This window comes from Aeromonas allosaccharophila, assembly GCF_016026615.1.
GTDB lineage: Bacteria > Pseudomonadota > Gammaproteobacteria > Enterobacterales > Aeromonadaceae > Aeromonas > Aeromonas allosaccharophila.
The window spans coordinates 1,108,566-1,126,216 of the sequence record NZ_CP065745.1 but is presented as its reverse complement, the minus strand read 5'-3'; the positions used below and the strand labels follow the sequence as shown (position 1 = coordinate 1,126,216).

The window sequence follows — 17,651 nt, the reverse complement described above, 5'->3', positions numbered from 1 at the left end:
ATGGACTGGTTTCACAACTTGCAAGTCAGAACAAAACTGGTGCTGTCATTTTCCATCCTGATGCTTCTGCTGATCACATTGACAGTGACCAGTTACAGCTCCACTAGAACCATGGCTCAGTTGGTGGTCAATATGCATGCAAACCAGCTGATACCAATAAAAGACATTGCCACTGGCAATCTGTATGCGGTTTATCAAAATCGCGCCCTTTATCGCTATATCGGTGAAGTCGATCCTGATTTGAAAGATCAATCGTTAGCCAATATGGACAAGTTTGAAAAGCTGATGTGGGAATCACTTGCGAATTACCGTAAAACCAATCTCACCCAGCGGGAAACTGACCTGCTCTCCCGTTTTGAACAGACATGGTCAGCATACAAAGGGTACCAAAATGACATTCTCAAGTTGGCCCAGACCCAAGGAATGGATATAGACGCCGACCGCAAATCTTACCGCATGATGAGTGAGAAGGGCCGACCTGCCTTCGATATGGCGGATGCCGTTCTCAGGGAATTGGTCGACGTTAATGCCTCCTTGGCGAAAAGCTCTCTAGACGAAAGCCAGAATATCTATCAGGAGAACCTGCGACTCCTTCTCGTAATATCGGTTATGGCATTTGTTATCTGTCTGATACTTGCCTTATTGGTGACCCGTAGCATCTTGCGCCAGCTGGGGGGAGACCCTTCCTATACCGTTCAGGTAGTCGCCCGTGTCGCCAACGGCGATCTCTCCACCCCGGTCAAACTGCGGGCCGATGACTCCTCCAGCTTGCTATTTGCCATCAAGAACATGGCACATCGTCTGTCCGATACCCTCAACGAAGTAGGAGCCATGTCGGAGGCAATCGGTTCTGCCTCGGAACAGGTTGCGGCCACCGCCAATTCGCTCTCCCAAACCGCATCGGAGCTCGCCTCCAGCGTCGAGCAGACCAGCGCGTCAGTTGAAGAGATGGCGGCTACCGTGAGCCAGAACGCGGACAACGCCAAAGTGACCGAAAACATCTCTACCAAAGCGGCCAGCAGTGCGACCGACAGTGGCAAGGCGGTTGGCGAAATGGTCCATGCCATGAAGGAGATCGCCTCCCGCATCACGGTGATCAACGACATCGCCAACAAAACCGATCTGTTGGCAATTAATGCGGCCATCGAAGCGGCCCGAGCCGGTGAACATGGCAAAGGGTTTGCCACTGTCGCCGCCGAGGTCAGAAAACTGGCCGAGCGGTCCCAAAATGCCGCCAAAGAGATCGGTGAACTGGCCAGTCGTTCAGTCAGCGTGGCCGAGCAGGCGGGAACCCTGCTGCGGGAAATGCTGCCCGGAATCGATCAGACCGCCACGCTGGTACAAGAGATCGCTTCTGCCTCCCGCGAACAGCGAGCCAGCGTCTCGCAAATCAATATCGCAGTCACCCAGATCAGCGATGGCATGCAAGCCTCCGCCGCCTCCGCCGAAGAGCTGAGCTCCACCTCGGAAGAGCTCAGCTCCACCGCCCTGCAACTGCAAGAGTTGATGCAACAGTTCACCCTGAGAGGAGGCAATGTGCGCCAGCCACAGCTGTTCCACGGTTCACACTATGTGGCTAAAAGTGTGAGCCAGAAAAAGAACATCCTGACTCCGCATTCACACCTGCACCACGATGAGGATCTGGAGCGGGAAGTTGATGACGGCAAGTTCACCAACTACTAGGAGCCGGCATATGCGCACGAAACTAGCGCCTGAGGCAACAACCTCCCATTTTCACTGCGTGACGTTCATGCTGGGGGGGGAGTTGTATGGCGTCGATATCAGTTGCATCCGTGAAATCATTGAGTTCGAGGGGATGACCCCGGTGCCCATGATGCCGCGCTTTGTCAGGGGGATCATTAATCTGCGGGGCGCCGTGGTGCCGGTGATCGATCTCTCTATCCGCTTTGGCCGGGCCCAGACCGAGCTCAAACCGACCACCTGCGTGGCGATCCTCTCCCTGTCAAACAGCAGTGGCGAAGAGCAAGAGATCGGCATGCTGCTCGATGCCGTGTGTGAAGTGCTGGAGATCGCCACCGATACCATAGAGCCAGCGCCCACCTTTGGCGCCCATATCAGAGGCGATTTTATTCAAGGGGTGGTCACGATTGCGCAGCAGTTCGCCATTCTGCTCGATATGCACAAGGCCCTCTCGATTGCCGAACTGAGTGCCATGGCGGAAGCGACCACCAGCCAGCTGTTCAATATCGAGCAAGGGGGATGCTAGTGGCATCACTCTTTACTCCTGAACAAGGGCCGGTGCTGAGCCAAAAGGAGTTCGATCTGTTCCGGCGCTTTATTTTGACCACCGCCGGTATCGACCTTGCTCCCTGCAAGCGGGCGCTAGTGCAATCCCGGCTGGCCAAACGGCTACGGGCACTCAATATCAGCAGTTACTACAGCTACTGGGAGAAGATCAATCACGCCTCGGAAAGCAATGAGCGGCAAATCGCGATCAATCTGCTTTCGACCAACGAGACCTATTTTTTCCGCGAGGCGCAGCACTTCAACTGGCTAAAACACCATGCCGAGCAACTATTGGCTAACCGCCACCAGCCCCTGCGTATCTGGTCTGCCGCCTGTTCCACCGGCGAAGAGGCTTACTCTGCGGCCATGGTACTGGCCGAACAGCTCGGCATTAACGAGCGCTGGCGAGTCTATGGCACCGACATCAACACCCGGGTCATCCCCTTTGCCCAGCGCGCTATCTATGCTGCGGAGCGGGCCCAGCATGTCCCCCCCCATTTGTGGCTGCGTTATTTTCAGCGCGGCCATGACGAGTACTCAGGCAAGATCCGGGTCAGACCGGAACTGGCCAGAAAGGTCTCCTTTTCCAACTTGAACCTGCTTACCTGCAGTGACTTCGTTGAGCGGGATTTCGACGTCATTTTTCTGCGTAACGTGCTCATCTATTTCAATGAAGCGACCAAAGCGCGCGTACTGTCGCAGTTGTGCGATCTGCTCAAGCCCGGTGGTTATCTGCTGGTCGGCCACTCGGAAATCATCCGCCAGCATGATCTGCCGCTGGAACAGGAAGCGCCTTCTCGCTATCGCTGCCAGGCTCCTCTGGCCAAGGATACGCTATGACCGTACGGGTATTGATCGTTGATGACTCGGCACTGGTGCGGGAGGTCCTGACCCAGATGCTGGGCAAATCTCCCGATATCGAAGTGATTGGCGCTGCGTTTGACCCTATTTTTGCCATGCAACAGATGAAGAAATGCTGGCCGGACGTGATCGTTCTCGACATCGAAATGCCAAGGATGGATGGCCTTACCTTTCTGAGAAAAATCATGAGCGAGCGCCCGACCCCGGTCATTATTTGCTCTTCCCTGACCGAAGAGGGGGCCACCGTCACGCTGGATGCCCTCGCCGCTGGCGCCATCTCCATCATCACCAAACCAGCCGTCGGCATTAAGAACTTCCTGCAACAATCGGCCAGCGAGCTGATCCAGGAGATCCGCATGGTGGCTAACGCCAAGCTGCGTAACCTGCTACCAGCCAACCAGCCAGCGAGCTTCGTGCCAATCCCAAAACGCACCGCAGATGCCGTGCTCTGTGCCCCGGAAGAACGGATAAAATTCAACACCACCGAGCGGATCATCGCCCTTGGCACCTCGACCGGCGGCACCCAGGCACTGGAGTATCTGCTGACCCGACTGCCAACCAACTGCCCGGGCCTGGCCATCGTGCAACACATGCCCGCCAGATTTACCGCCTCGTTTGCCGAGCGGCTCAACAGTCTGTCCCTGATTGAAGTCAAGGAGGCTGTCACGGGCGATCGCCTGCTCCCAGGGGTCGCACTCATTGCGCCGGGCGGCAAACATCTGCTGATCCTGCGCAGTGGTGCCCAATATCTGGCGGAAGTGAAAGAGGGGCCGCCCGTTTCCCGCCATTGCCCCTCGGTAGATGTGCTGTTTCGCTCGGTGGCGGTGAGTGCGGGCCACAATGCACTCGGCGTCATCATGACCGGCATGGGGGATGACGGTGCCCGAGGTTTGCGGGAGCTGCACGATACCGGCGCTCGCACCATTGCCCAGGATGAAGCCAGCTGTGTGGTATTTGGCATGCCAAAAGAGGCGATCGCCCTCGGCGGGGTCGACGAAGTCATGTCGCTGACACAGATCGCCCAGACACTCGGTCGCCCGGATTGATGAGGGATTAATTATGTCATTAGTGCAATGGCAGGGCCGCAGTGCCCTGGTGGTCGATGATTCTCGCACCCAGCAGTATGAAGTGACTTGCCTGCTGCAGGCGCTGGGTTTCGGCCAGATCCATCTCGCCAGCGATGGTCAGGATGCGCTGGACAAATTGCAGCAAATTGACCACGTAGACCTGCTGCTCACCGACCTAAACATGCCCGGCATGGATGGGGTTGAACTCATTAGCCAGCTGGAAAAAAACACTCACTATCAGATGTTTATCGCCGTGATGAGCGCCGTCGATCGGGACGTGCTGGACGTGATCCACTCCATCGCCGATGCCGGTACGCTGGAGGTGATCGGCGTGCTGGCCAAGCCGATCAGGCAGCAGGATCTACACAATATGCTGCAACATTGCGACCCCATGAAGCACCGCAAAAACAACAACTGGATGCAACTCAGCTTTACCGCCGAGGATGTACAGCAGGCTCTGGAAGAACAGCTGTTGGTTCCCTTTCTGCAGCCCAAGGTCACCATGATGGATGCAACGCTCTATGGCTTCGAAGCACTGGTTCGCTGGCATCACCCGGAACACGGGGTACTGCCACCCATCTGCTTTGTCCATCATCTGGAACAGGGGCAACTGGCGCTGGACTTTTTCTATGCGTTTTTACATGCCACCTGCCGTGGCCTCAATAGCCTGACTACCCTGCCCTCGCCACTCAGTTGCTCGATTAATATGCCGGTCACCCTGCTGACCACCGATAAATTGGTCGAGAACATGGTCGAGATTGTCCAGGAACACCAGTTGCCCTGCAGCGCAATTATTATCGAAGTGACTGAAACAACCTTTATGTCAAACCTGGCTATATCTCTGGGGACGCTGGCGCGACTGCGGTTACGGGGATTTGGTGTCGCCATGGATGATTATGGGACCGGCTATTCCTCCATGAAGCAGTTATCTCGCTGCCCCTTTACCGAGATCAAGATTGATAAAGAGTTTGTTCACGACGCCCATACCAGTCCCAAGAAGTTGGCTATATTGACCTCTGCACTGGTCATGAGCCAAAAGCTGGGGCTCAAGACAGTGGCCGAAGGGGTTGAGAGCGAAGAGGATTGGCAGCAACTCACACTACTGGGGTGTGAACTGGCACAAGGATATTATATCAGTCGGCCCCTGCCGCTGGATCAAATTGAAAACTGGTTTGCCGAATGGCAGAGCAGATCAACACTACCGGACAGACCATATTGAATATGTCCCCTAACCAAGGGGAATGTGGTCTGTTCAACAAGCCTGATCGGTTCAGGCTCAATTGGTTCAAGTTCCTTTTTTTCAAGTAACATCGGTTTCAGCACCATCCAGTCTGAAAATTGTAAGTAACAGAGGTTATGGCGGGAACACTATCCCGCCACTTTTTTTGCCGCATTTATTAAGAAGAAGGCGTGTCAATCTTTTCGAAAAGCGGTAGGAGATGAGAAGCAGAGGGAAAATCAACAGAACGTGTGAGGCATATGTCAAACCAAGGAGGTGAGCATCCCCAACGATTGCGGCAAGCGGGTTAGCAGAACTCGGACTTAACTGACCTGACGATATTGCTCGGTCACGGTAATACGCGGTTTCATCCGGTTATTCATCACCTTGATCACCCCGAAACGCGGCAAGGTTTTGCTGGTAGTCAATACCAGATCGGCAGTGAGGCTCAAACAGACGCTGGCCTGCTCCCCGGCCTCAATGACCATAAATTCGCCGTTGCCATGGGGGGTATTCATCCAGACCAGATCACCGTTTTGCGGGATCACCAGCGGATGTTGTTCACCAAAAAACCAGCTTTGCGGCATCAGGGGTTTATAAAAGCGACTGACCGCGATGGCGTTGAGCACCAGTTGCACCTGATGGGGAATACTCCACTCAAGTTCGGCTGCTTTATCCATCAATTGATAATAGAAGGCGGCATCATCGACGCAAAAAGGCTGGGTCACAAACGAGCTGGGCACCAATTGTCGCCCTTTATACTCGGTCGCAAATAACATGTTATCAGACAGCTCCAACATCAGACGGTCACTCTGGGCATCATAGTGCCATTGCCAGCTATCGGTCGGTTGGATAAACATGTTGGAGCCCTTACTTGAATTTCGTCTGTTGACTTTATTCCATGTCGATAAAATCAGCAACATCAAATAAAGGGCTCCACCCTATTTCTTATATATTGGTCACGATCTCTTTGACCAGACCCGGTCCTTTATAAATAAAACCGCTATAAATTTGTACCAGACTGGCACCGGCGGCCAATTTTTCACGGGCGGCCATGGCACTATCAATACCACCTACACCGATAATTGGCAGGGCACCATTTAGCGCTTTGGCCAGATGACGGATCACCTCGGTACTCTTGTGTTGCAGCGGACGCCCACTCAGGCCACCGGCTTCACCGGCATGGGGCATGTCGTAGATCATCTCGCGCTCGAGGGTGGTATTGGTGGCGATAACACCATCAATGCCATTACGCACCAGCGAAGCAGCAACCTGATCTATTTCTTCAAGGCTCAAATCCGGGGCAATTTTAACCGCCAGCGGCACATATTTTTTATATTGGGCGGCCAGCTCCTGCTGACGCACCTTGAGGGCGGCCAGCAACTCATCCAGCGCCTCGCCATATTGCAGCGAACGCAAACCCGGTGTGTTGGGGGAAGAGATATTGACGGCAATATAACCGGCGTGATCATAAACCTTGTCCATACAGATCAGGTAATCATCCTTGCCCTGTTCGATGGGAGTATCTTTGTTCTTGCCGATATTAATGCCGATCACCCCCTGATATTTGGCCTCTTTCACCTTGGCCACCAGATGATCGACCCCCTTGTTGTTGAATCCCATCCGGTTGATGATCCCCTCTGCCGGAATAACCCGGAACAGGCGGGGCTTGTCATTGCCACTCTGGGGTCTGGGGGTGACGGTACCGACCTCGATAAAGCCAAATCCCATGGCGCCCAGCGCGTCAATGCACTCACCATCTTTATCCAGACCGGCCGCCAATCCCAGCGGATTGGCAAAAGAAAGCCCCATAACAGTGACGGGGCGTTTCGGCAAATTCTGGCGGAAGAAACAATCGAGTGGCGTACCGAGAAGGCGGGGCAAATATTTCATGGAGAGATCGTGCGCCTGTTCCGGATTGAGCTTGAACAGGAAATGCCTGGCGATGGGGTACAACATCTTTGCTCCTTAAAGAAAGCCCCGGCAACTGGCCGGGGCTTTGGGTGTAATGTCGGAGTCATGCCTTAATCTGGCAATTAAAGTGCCCGACAGTTCAACTGGAGCAGGTTCAACTCTCGCAAGGCCACCGAGAACTTGGCGAACTCGTGAGTGCTGGTGGTCTTGAAGTCGGCCAACATATGGGTCCAACGGGACAAGAGTTGCTCATGCTCCGAAATCCAGTCGGCCAGTATGGTAGCGCATTCTCCCTCTCCTTTGCACCCTTCCAGTACCACAGAAGTGAGACTGCGTTGCTGCCAGTCAAGATCTTCGCGGAAAGAGGCGCGCGCCATCGCCTGCCAATGGTTGCCGACAGGCTGATGGTTGATCTGGTCGAGGAACCAGTGCAGATCCAGTTTGGCCCCGAGGCGATAGTAGACATTGGCGGCACGCAGGATATCGGTCTTGTGCTCCGCGGCAATCTGCGCCAGATCCAGGCTGGAGAAGAGGCTGCTCATATGAGCGACCTGACGGGCAATCGCCTCCGGCACCCGTTTCTCCATCCACTTGGCAACGGCCTGACGGTGCTCGGCCACTTCGCTCTCATCCATCACCTCGTAAAGGTGTGTGCCCAGGGTTTCAAACGCCGGACGGAAGAAGGCGATGTTCTCGCTGATGCTCCAGCTGCGATTGCGGGCGCGCAGGAACCAGCGGGTGGCACGACGCACGATGCGGCGGCTGTAGAACATCAGCTCAAGCTGAGTCTGGGCATCCACCAGGTTGTCGCACCCTTCGATATCGCGCCACAGCTGGTTCATGCCAAACACTTCGCGGGCCATGGCAAAGCAGCAGGCCACTTCGGCGACCGAGGCACCGGTCTCGTCCTTCATCCGGCTGGCGAAGTTGAGCCCCATGTCGTTGACCAGCATGTTGGCTACCCGGGTAGCGATGATCTCGGAGCGCAATGGGTGATCGGCCAGCTGGGCACCAAACTGCTGCTGCACCTTGGCCGGGAAGCTGGTGACCAGCATGTTGGCGAGGAAGGGCTCGTCGGTCACTTCCGGGCAATTGAGCTGCTCTTTCAGCACCATCTTGCCATAGGCCACCAGCACCGCCAACTCGGGGCGGGTCAGTCCCTGCCCTGCCGCCATCCGCTCGGAGAGCTCCTCATCGGATGGCAGGAACTCGAGCGCACGATCGAGCTTGCCTTCCCGCTCCAGCCCCTGAATAAAGCGCTGTTGCTCTTTCAGTTGTTCAGAGCCGCGGAAGCTGGTGACCGAGATGGACTGGGATTGACGATAGGCGTTGGTGATCACAATCTGCGCCACGTCGTCGGTCATCTCGTAGAGCATCTGGTTGCGTTGCTTGAGGGTCAGATCCCCTGCCGCCACCAATTGGTTCAGCAGGATCTTGATGTTCACCTCGTTGTCGGAGCAATCCACCCCGCCCACGTTGTCGGTAAAATCGGTATTGATGCGACCGCCCTGACTGGCGTACTCCACCCGACCGAGCTGGGTAAAGCCGAGGTTGCCCCCCTCACCCACAATACGGGCCCGCAGATCTCGGCCATTGACCCGCAGTGCGTCGTTGCTGCGATCGCCCACTTCCCCATCGCTCTCGCGAGCGCTCTTCACATAGGTGCCGATGCCGCCGTTCCACAGCAGGTCGACATTCAGGCAAAGCAGCGCCTTGATCAGCTCGTTCGGCGCCATGCTGACCTTGTCGGTACCGAGCAGGGTCTGCATCTCGGGGCTCAGCTTGATGGACTTGGCCGAGCGCAGGAAGATGCCGCCCCCCTGTGATATCAGCTCGCGGTTGTAGTCATCCCAGCTGGAGCCCGGCAGATCGAACAGGCGCTGGCGTTCAACAAAGCTCTTGGCCGAATCCGGGTTGGGGTCGACGAAGATGTGCATGTGGTTGAACGCGCCCACCAGCCGGGTGTGCTCAGAGAGCAGCATTCCGTTGCCGAACACGTCCCCCGCCATGTCGCCGATCCCCACGCAGGTAAAATCGGTGGTCTGGCAGTTGACGCCGATCTCGCGGAAGTGACGCTTGACCGACTCCCAGGCGCCACGGGCGGTGATGCCCATCTTCTTGTGGTCGTAACCGACCGAGCCGCCGGAGGCGAACGCATCGCCGAGCCAGTGGCCGTATTCGAGGCTGATCTCGTTGGCAATATCCGAGAAGGTGGCAGTGCCCTTGTCTGCGGCGACCACCAGGTAGTAGTCATCCTCATCGTGGCGCACCACGGATTTGGGCGGGATCACCTCGCCGCCGATGATGTTGTCGGTCACATCGAGCAGGCCACGAATAAACAGGCGATAACAGGCCTTACCCTCCTCCTGGATGACGGCACGGGGCGCCCCCACCGGCATCTGTTTGCAGTAGAAACCGCCCTTGGCCCCCACCGGCACAATGACGGTGTTCTTCACCTGCTGGGCTTTGACCAGACCCAGCACTTCGGTGCGGAAGTCCTCTTTGCGATCGGACCAGCGCAGGCCGCCACGGGCAACCTTGCCCCAGCGCAGATGCACCCCTTCCACCCGTGGCGAATAGACGAAGATCTCGAATTTCGGCAGCGGCAGCGGCATGTCGGTAATGCTGGACGGCGCCAGTTTAAAGGAGATGTAGGGCTTGATGTTGCCCGCCTTGTCCAGCTGGTAGTAGTTGGTGCGCAGGGTGGCGTCGATCATCTCGACATAGCGGCGAATGATGCGATCGTCGTCCAGGTTGGCCACCTGATCCAGCTTGGCGGCAAGCTCCTCGTGCAGCTTGGCGGATGCCTTGGCATCTTGCGATGGCACCTTCGCGTCCTGCTTGCCGGCCGGATCGAGGCGCTGTTCGAAAAGGGTGAACAGCAGTTGGGCAATATCCGGGTAGCGGGTCAGGGTCTCTTCGATATAGGACTGGCTGAAGGATACACCGGTCTGACGCATGTATTTGGCATAGGCGCGCAGTACCGACACCTGGCGGCCGGTGAGACACGCCCCCAGCACCAGCCGGTTGAAGCCATCATCTTCCAGCTGCTTGTTCCAGATGGCGGCAAACGCCTGCTGGAAGCGCTGCTGACTCTGGGCCAGATCAAAGGGCTGCTCGCCATGCAGCAGCATGGAGAAGTCGAGGATCCAGAACAGATCGCCCCCCGGAGTGCGTACCTGATACGGGGTCTCGCCGATCACCCGCAACCCCATGTTCTCCAGCATCGGCAACACATCGGAAAGGTGGATGGGTTCGGTGCGGTGGAACAGCTTGAGGCGTACTCGACGATCGTTCTCCTCCTCCTGCGCGCGGTAGAACAGCATGCCCAGCGGCTCGGCTTCGCTCAGGTTATCGAGCGCCATGATGTCGGCCACGGCAGAGCCAGGCAGCACATCTTCCTTGTAAGCGCGAGGGAATGCAGTACTGAAACGGCGGCGCAGCTCGTTGCCACGGGCCTCGCCATAGTGGGAGAGCAGCACGGAGTCGAGTCTGTCGTCCCAGCTGCGGGCCGCTTCAATCAGGTTGTTCTGTACTTCGTTCACATCCACATCCACGTTGTTGTTGTTGACCCGCACTATGTAGTGGGTCCGCGCCAGCACGCCTTCGGTGAAGTAGACGTTGAACTCCACCTCTTCATTGCTGCCAAAATATTTCTGCAAAATTTGCTGGGTCTTGATCCGTAGCGCCGTGTTGTAGCGCTCCTTGGTGACATAAACCATGCAGGAGAAGAAGCGGCCATATACATCCCGGCGCACGAACAGCCGCAGCATGTCCCGCTCCTGCATCTCCAGCACCCCAAGACCGGTGGCCAGTAGCTCCTCTTCACGAGCCTGGATCAGTTCGTCACGGGGGTAGGTTTCCAACACATTGAGCAGCGCCTTGTAGGCGTGGGAGCCCTTCTCGTGACCGGAGGCGGCCATGATGCGCTCGAGTCGATGGCTGATGAGCGGGATCTGGGTCGCGCTGGTGTTGTAGATGGAAGAGGCGTAAAGACCTATGAAGCGATCTTCCCCGATCACCTTGCCATGCTCGTCAAAGCGCTTGATACCGATGTAATCCACATAAGCCGGACGGTGCACCCGGGACTTGCTGTTGGATTTGGTGAGGATCAGCAGGTCAGAACTCAGAGCTGCGTGACGGGCACTGGCTGGCATGTTGCCAAGGCGCTGGCCCACCTCCTTGATGGAGTTCTTCATCAGCCCCAGGCTGGAGCTCGCCTGCGGCAGGATCTCGTGATCCCCCTCCACCGCCTTGACGTCGTAACGGCGATAGCCCATCAGGGTAAAGTTGTGGGCAGCCACCCATTTGAGGAAGGCGACGCAGGAGGCTACCTCCTCCTTGCTGGCCGGACTCTTGCGCTTGGGCAGCTCGTCGATGATCTCATTGAGCTTGGTCAGCATCGGCTGCCAGTCGCCGACCGCCAGCGCCACTTCACCGGCCACCGAGTTGAGCTCGGCAGCCAGCGCAGCCATTTGCTCCTCGCTGGTGAGGTGATCGATCTCGATAAGGAATGCCGTTTCAACCGAGGTCTGCCCGTCGGTGTTATCGAGCGCCAGAATGGCGTCGATCTTGCCATCGGCGCCACGAATGAGGTGCAGCGGTTGGTGCAGCATCATGTGGGCGGTGATATTGAGTCGCTTGAGCGCCATCCGGATGGAATCCACCAGGAAGGGGGAATCCTGCAGGATCACCTCGACGATGGTATGGGGGGACTGCCAGCCGTGACGGGTCAGCTCGGGATTGTAGACCCGGATGTAGGGGTCGGTGCCGCTGCGCTGATTGAGGGCATTCCACAGGCTCAGGGCCGCGCCGTAGAGATCGCTGTCATTGCGATCGTGCAGATCGGAGCTCGCCATGTTGCCGTAGAACTTGGCAACGAAGCGCTCGACCAGAGAGGCACTGTTTTTGGGCAACTTCTGATGGATCAGGCTGAGAACGTTTTCGAGCAGAACTGAGGTAGGGGCGTCTTTCAATGCCATTTTTATATTCCTTATCGGACGACATTAACCACCGACGCAGAGGCAACCACCCTGGTTACCCGCTGGTGCAGAGTTGTTGCGAAGTGTAATGGCTTGGATAAGGGAAGGCGAGGAAAGGTGCTAACGGGATGTTAAAAACAAGGTGCAGATCACGGCTTAAACTGTTAGAAATTTTGCAAATAACCAAAAATACAGAAATTCCCACTACCTTTGTGCCAGTTTACCGGATAGATAGTGACTCAAAGCAGATAAACAGTCGGTAATCTGTTCACTTTTTGTTAATTTATGCGTTCGAGACTGATAAAGCGGTAATCATCCTGGGTTTTCAGCCGAAAGTAGCCATGCACACCATTAATGGCGACAAAGGGCCGTATTTTTTCTATGCCAAGTTCCAGGGTCAATCCCTGTTCGCTGCGCACCACCAGCCGTCTGGCATGGCCCTGATACATCAGCATCACCTCATCGCTATTCAATGAGAGCCGAAAAGTAAACTGCTTCACGCTTGCTCCTGATCACACGGCAAATCACATAATTGGGGGCAGGCGCGTTAAACGCCCCTGCCCCGTCGCTACTTACTGCTGCAGCGCCTTGCTTACCTTCTCGAACAGATCCCGTGCCAGCCCCTCAAGGTTGGCCAGACGGGTCAGCTCGGCGCGGATAAGGGCCTTGCGCGCGTCATCCAGTCGCTTGAACTGAATGAGCGGAGTGATGAGGCGGGAGGCCACCTGCGGATTGACCTCGTTGAGCTCGATCAGCAGATCGGTCAGGAAGCGGTAACCGCTGCCATCCACTGCATGGAACTGCACCTGATTGCTCATGGCGAAGCTGCCGATCAGCGCCCGCAGCCGGTTCGGGTTGCGAATGCTGAAGGTCGGGTGACTCATCGCCTGTTTCACTTCACTCAGCACATCGGCAGCCGGTTTGCTGCCAATCAGCCGCAGCCAGTTGTCCAGCACCAGTCCATCCTTGGCCCACTTGCCCTCGAAATCGGCCAGCAGCGCGGTGCGGCATGGCAACAGATAGCCGTTGGCCACCTGCAGCGCCGCCAGGGTGTCGGTCATGTTGTCGGCCGTTGCATACTGCTCGCGCACCAGCGCATCGGCATGCTCCGCATCCAGCGCAGCCAGATAGCCGAGCACCACCCCTTTGAGAGCCCGCTTGGCCATGTCGGCGTGCACCACCTGATAGCCGCTCAGACGCAGGCTCTGATAGGTAGCCGCCAAGCGCGCGCCAAAGGCCTCGGCAAGACGGGTGTGGATCGCGTCGCGCACCTGATGGATGGCATCGATATCGGCCACCTCGAACAGCTCGGCCAGGGTTGCTTCACCGGGCAGCACCAGGATCTCCGCCTTGAGGGCCAAATCCAGCTCGCTGTCGTCCAAAATGGCGACAAAGGCGGCCAGCAGGGTTTGGGAGAGCTCAACCCCCTGCCCGTGCTGGACCCGCGCCACCCCTTCGATGACCGCCTTGTTGATCAGCATCTGGGCCGCATCCCAGCGAGCAAACTCGTTGCGAGCAAAGCGCATCAGGAAGGCGAGCGCTTCATCGCTGTAGTCATAGTGCAGCTTGACCGGCGCGGAGAAGTCCCGCAGCAGGGAGGGAACCGGTTTGACCGGCACCTGATCGAATTCGAAGGTCTGCTCCGCTTCCAGCACATCGAGCACGTTGCCGATGGCCTTGCCCTGATACTGCAACGCAATGACGGCACCCTGCTCGTCATAAAGCTCGATATCGAGGGGAATATGCAGCGGCAGCTTCTGCGGTTGATCCTGAGTCGGCGGGGTGTGCTGGCTTACATGGAGGCGATAGGTACCGCTCGCGGCATCATACTCGTCGGTGACAGTCAGCTCGGGGGTGCCGGATTGGCTGTACCAGCGGCGGAAACGGCCGAGATCGACACCGGAAGCATCCTCCATCGCCTGCACGAAGTCATCGCAAGTGGCGGCCGAGCCGTCGTGACGCTCGAAGTAGAGGCGCATACCGGCCTGGAAGGCAGCTTCACCCAGCAGGGTGTGCATCATGCGGATCACTTCCGACCCCTTCTCGTAGACGGTCAGGGTGTAGAAGTTGTTCATCTCGATCACCACATCCGGGCGGATCGGGTGCGCCATGGGGCCTGCGTCTTCGGCAAACTGCGGGCCGCGCACGGTACGCACGTTGTTGATGCGGTTGACGCCACGGGAGCCCAGATCGGAGGAGAACTCCTGATCCCGGAATACCGTCAGCCCCTCTTTCAGGCTGAGCTGGAACCAGTCGCGGCAGGTGACACGGTTGCCTGTCCAGTTGTGGAAATATTCGTGACCGATCACCCGTTCGATACCGTGGTAATCGCTGTCGGTGGCAGTAGCCGGATTGGCCAGCACGAATTTGGAGTTGAAGATGTTGAGCCCCTTGTTCTCCATGGCGCCCATGTTGAAGAAGTCCACCGCGACGATCATGTAGATGTCGAGATCATATTCGAGGCCGAAACGCTGCTCGTCCCAGCGCATGGAGTTGATGAGGCTCTCCATGGCAAAACCAGCGCGATCCAGGTTGCCCTTGTCGACGAAGATCTCGAGGGCCACTTTGCGGCCGCTTTTGGTGGTGTAGTGGCTGCGCTCCACATCGAAATCACCGGCCACCAGCGCAAACAGGTAGCTGGGTTTGGGGAAAGGATCCTGCCACTGTACGAAGTGACGGCCGCCATCGAGATCACCGCTGTCGACCTTGTTGCCGTTGGAGAGCAGGAAGGGGAACTGGGCTTTGTCGGCGGTAATGCGGGTGCTGTAACGCGCCAGAATGTCGGGGCGGTCCAGATAATAGGTAATGCGGCGAAAGCCCTCCGCTTCACACTGGGTGCAGTAGGCATCGCCAGACTTGTAAAGCCCTTCCAGCGCGGTGTTGGCGGCCGGATCCAGCAGGGTGACGATGGTCAGTACACATTCGGCAGGCAGGTTGAACAGGGTCAGGCTGCTCTCGCCTTGCTCGTAGTGGTCACAGGGAATGCCATCGATGGCAACGCTCTTGAGGGTCAGCTGCTCGCCATCGAGTACCAGCGGCGCATTGTGCTCACCGTTGCGGCGAATGCGGGTGATGGCGGTGACCAGGGTCAGCGGCTCCTGCAGTTGGAAATCGAGGTCGATGGTGTCGATCCAGTAGAGCGGTGCCTGATAATCCTGGCGATATTTGGCCGTCATGGCCTGGGAGTGATCGGTCATTATTGTCTGCTTCCACGCTTGTTAAAGGCGAGAAAGAGGCTGTCACAACCAACTGGCGGGGTCAAACAATTTGCATTACGTCAGATACGCCAGACAAAAAGAAAGGGCGACCGCAGTCGCCCTTGTGCATGATGGGTCGCCTTGTCAGCTGCGTTTGCTGACCTTGGCCAGATCCGCCGTGATATTGGCCGCTTCGATGAGATACTCATCGGGCGCTTCAAAATCCGCAGGCAGTTCATCCAGACTCTTCACCGCTGGCTTGCCAAGACGTGCCAGACGCTCGTTGGTACGTTTGAGCGCTTTCTCATCCTGTTTCGCCTGCTCTGCAACACGCTCCGCCTCGTTGAGGGAGACCGACTTCTTGTCTTTCTCCTCCTTGTAGTCGGCGATGTCCTGCATCACATAGGCAAACTCGGGATCCTTGGCGATCCGGGCATCGTGAGCCGACTGCAACTTGGGCAGCAGGCTGGCGAAGTTGCCGAGTTTCTCGTAGTTGGCGGAGGCAATCTTGTCCCACGGCAACGCATTGAACTCACGGCTCTCGCCCGTCTCTTCCGGGGCAACCGGTGTCGGGAAGCTGATATCCGGCGCAACGCCCTTGTTCTGGGTGCTGCCACCGTCGATCCGGTAGAACTTGGCGATGGTGTACTGCACGTGACCCAGCGGCTGCTCGTAGAAGTCATAGACCTTGGCGAGGCTGCGATGCTGCTGCACCGTCCCCTTGCCGAACGAGTTTTCACCCAGGATCAGGGCGCGGCCATAATCCTGCATGGCGGCAGCGAAGATCTCGGAGGCCGAAGCGCTGTAGCGGTCGATCATCACCGACATGGGGCCGCCGTAGTAAACGTTGCCATCGTCATCGCCATTGACCGTGATACGGCCCATGTGATCACGAATTTGCACCACGGGACCGCTGGCAAAGAAGAGACCGCTCAAGGCAGAGGCCTCGGTCAGGGCGCCACCGCCGTTACCGCGCAGATCGATGATCAGACCATCGATCTTTTGCTTGTTCAGGCTGGAGAGCTCCTTGATCACGTCGTCGTGCAGATTGACGTAGAAACTCGGGATCTCGATGACACCAATCTTCTTGCCTTCGGCGTTAATCACCTTGGACTTGGCAGCCCGGTCTTCAAGGCGCACCTTGTCACGGGTCAGCTCGATCTGCTCGGTCTTGGCGGTTGCGCCCTTGCCGCGCTGGATCTCCAGCTTGACCTTGCTCCCCTTGGGCCCCTTGATGAGCTCGACCACGTCATCCAGACGCCAGCCAATCACATCGACAATCTTGCCATCTTCCTGCCCCACCCCGGTGATCTTGTCATCGGGTTTGAGGTGGTTGGATTTGGCTGCCGGGCCACCGGGCACCAGAGAACGGATGACGGTAAAGTCATCTTCCGCCTGCAACACGGCACCGATCCCCTCCAGCGAGAGGTTCATCTCGGTGTTGAAACGATCGGCACTGCGCGGTGAGAGGTAACTGGTGTGCGGTTCGATGGCGCGAGCGAAGGAGTTCATGAAGAGCTGGAAGACATCCTCGCTCTCGGTCTGGGACATCCGCTTGATGGCGTTGTTGTAACGCTTGCCAAGCAGCTCCTTGATCTCGGGCCACTCCTTACCACTGAGCTTGAGGCTCAGGGCATCGAACTTGACCCGCTGACGCCACAGCTCGTTGAGCTCTGCTTCATCTTTGGGCCAAGCCGCCCCTTCCCGATCAAACACATAGTTGTCGGTCTGGGTAAAATCGAAAGGAGTGTCAAGCAGTTTGAGGGCGTATTCGAACCGCTCATAACGCCGCTGCTGACTCAGGTTGAACATCTCGTAGGCGGGTGCCAGACGGCCTCTTTCGAGGTCGGTGTCAAAACCGTTACGGTACTTTTCAAAACGGCTGATATCAGAGGCCAAAAACAGGTTGCGGCTGTAGTCCAGATTCTCCAGATATTTATCGAAAATCACGGAGGAAAAGGCATCGTCCAGCTTGAACTGTTTGTAGTGCGAGCGGGTAAACAGATTGGTAATTCGCTTGCTGGCCGTAGCATGTTGGCTCTCTTGAGCCAACACAGGCAAATCACTCTCCTTGAGCACCGGCTCGATGGCCTGTGCAAGCCCGGCAAGCGCCAGGCTACAGGCAACGAGGGAAAAACGAATTACGCCATGCTTCAACATTTGT

11 protein-coding genes are annotated in these 17,651 nt (G+C 57.0%); 5 read left to right on the top strand and 6 right to left on the bottom strand.

All coding sequences use genetic code 11. The features are described from left to right. The 5 genes from I6G90_RS04945 to I6G90_RS04925 are packed head-to-tail and all read left to right on the top strand — an operon-like array spanning window position 1 to window position 5,394. Window positions 1–1,683 (top strand): methyl-accepting chemotaxis protein, encoded by a 1,683-nt coding sequence (locus I6G90_RS04945; RefSeq protein WP_197930005.1) that lies wholly within the window; start codon window positions 1–3, stop codon window positions 1,681–1,683. Window positions 1,684–1,693: 10 nt separating this feature from the next. Next, window positions 1,694–2,227 (top strand): chemotaxis protein CheW, encoded by a 534-nt coding sequence (locus I6G90_RS04940; protein WP_197930003.1) that lies wholly within the window; start codon window positions 1,694–1,696, stop codon window positions 2,225–2,227. Beyond that, a complete protein-coding gene (locus I6G90_RS04935; RefSeq protein WP_197930001.1) occupies window positions 2,221–3,087 on the top strand; it encodes a CheR family methyltransferase in 867 nt (288 codons plus the stop codon). Before I6G90_RS04940 ends, I6G90_RS04935 begins: the two co-directional genes overlap by 7 nt. Further along, complete coding sequence (locus tag I6G90_RS04930; RefSeq protein ID WP_197929999.1) at window positions 3,084–4,154, top strand: protein-glutamate methylesterase/protein-glutamine glutaminase; 1,071 nt, start codon at window positions 3,084–3,086, stop codon at window positions 4,152–4,154. Before I6G90_RS04935 ends, I6G90_RS04930 begins: the two co-directional genes overlap by 4 nt. Before the next feature lie 13 nt (window positions 4,155–4,167). After that, the gene (locus I6G90_RS04925; protein ID WP_197929997.1) at window positions 4,168–5,394 is read left to right on the top strand and encodes an EAL domain-containing response regulator; all 1,227 of its coding nucleotides are present in this window, start codon (window positions 4,168–4,170) and stop codon (window positions 5,392–5,394) included. 323 nt (window positions 5,395–5,717) lie between these two features. On the opposite strand, the gene I6G90_RS04920 is transcribed toward I6G90_RS04925, so the two are convergent. The 6 genes from I6G90_RS04920 to prc form a co-directional block, all read right to left on the bottom strand. Beyond that, window positions 5,718–6,254: a cell division protein ZapC gene (locus tag I6G90_RS04920; protein WP_197931158.1), complete on the bottom strand. Its 537-nt coding sequence runs from the start codon at window positions 6,252–6,254 to the stop codon at window positions 5,718–5,720. Window positions 6,255–6,342: 88 nt separating this feature from the next. Next, on the bottom strand, window positions 6,343–7,353 hold the full coding sequence (gene pyrD / locus I6G90_RS04915; protein ID WP_058052583.1) for a quinone-dependent dihydroorotate dehydrogenase: 1,011 nt from the start codon (window positions 7,351–7,353) through the stop codon (window positions 6,343–6,345). Window positions 7,354–7,430: 77 nt separating this feature from the next. After that, the gene (locus tag I6G90_RS04910) at window positions 7,431–12,290 is read right to left on the bottom strand and encodes an NAD-glutamate dehydrogenase (protein ID WP_197929995.1); all 4,860 of its coding nucleotides are present in this window, start codon (window positions 12,288–12,290) and stop codon (window positions 7,431–7,433) included. 278 nt (window positions 12,291–12,568) lie between these two features. After that, the gene (locus tag I6G90_RS04905) at window positions 12,569–12,790 is read right to left on the bottom strand and encodes a DUF2835 family protein (protein ID WP_005351919.1); all 222 of its coding nucleotides are present in this window, start codon (window positions 12,788–12,790) and stop codon (window positions 12,569–12,571) included. A gap of 72 nt (window positions 12,791–12,862) precedes the next feature. Continuing rightward, entirely contained in the window at window positions 12,863–15,487 is a 2,625-nt protein-coding gene (gene pepN, locus I6G90_RS04900; protein WP_197929993.1) for an aminopeptidase N, read from the bottom strand. A gap of 144 nt (window positions 15,488–15,631) precedes the next feature. Beyond that, complete coding sequence (gene prc / locus I6G90_RS04895; RefSeq protein ID WP_042062350.1) at window positions 15,632–17,647, bottom strand: carboxy terminal-processing peptidase; 2,016 nt, start codon at window positions 17,645–17,647, stop codon at window positions 15,632–15,634. Between the last annotated feature and the right edge of the window lie 4 nt (window positions 17,648–17,651).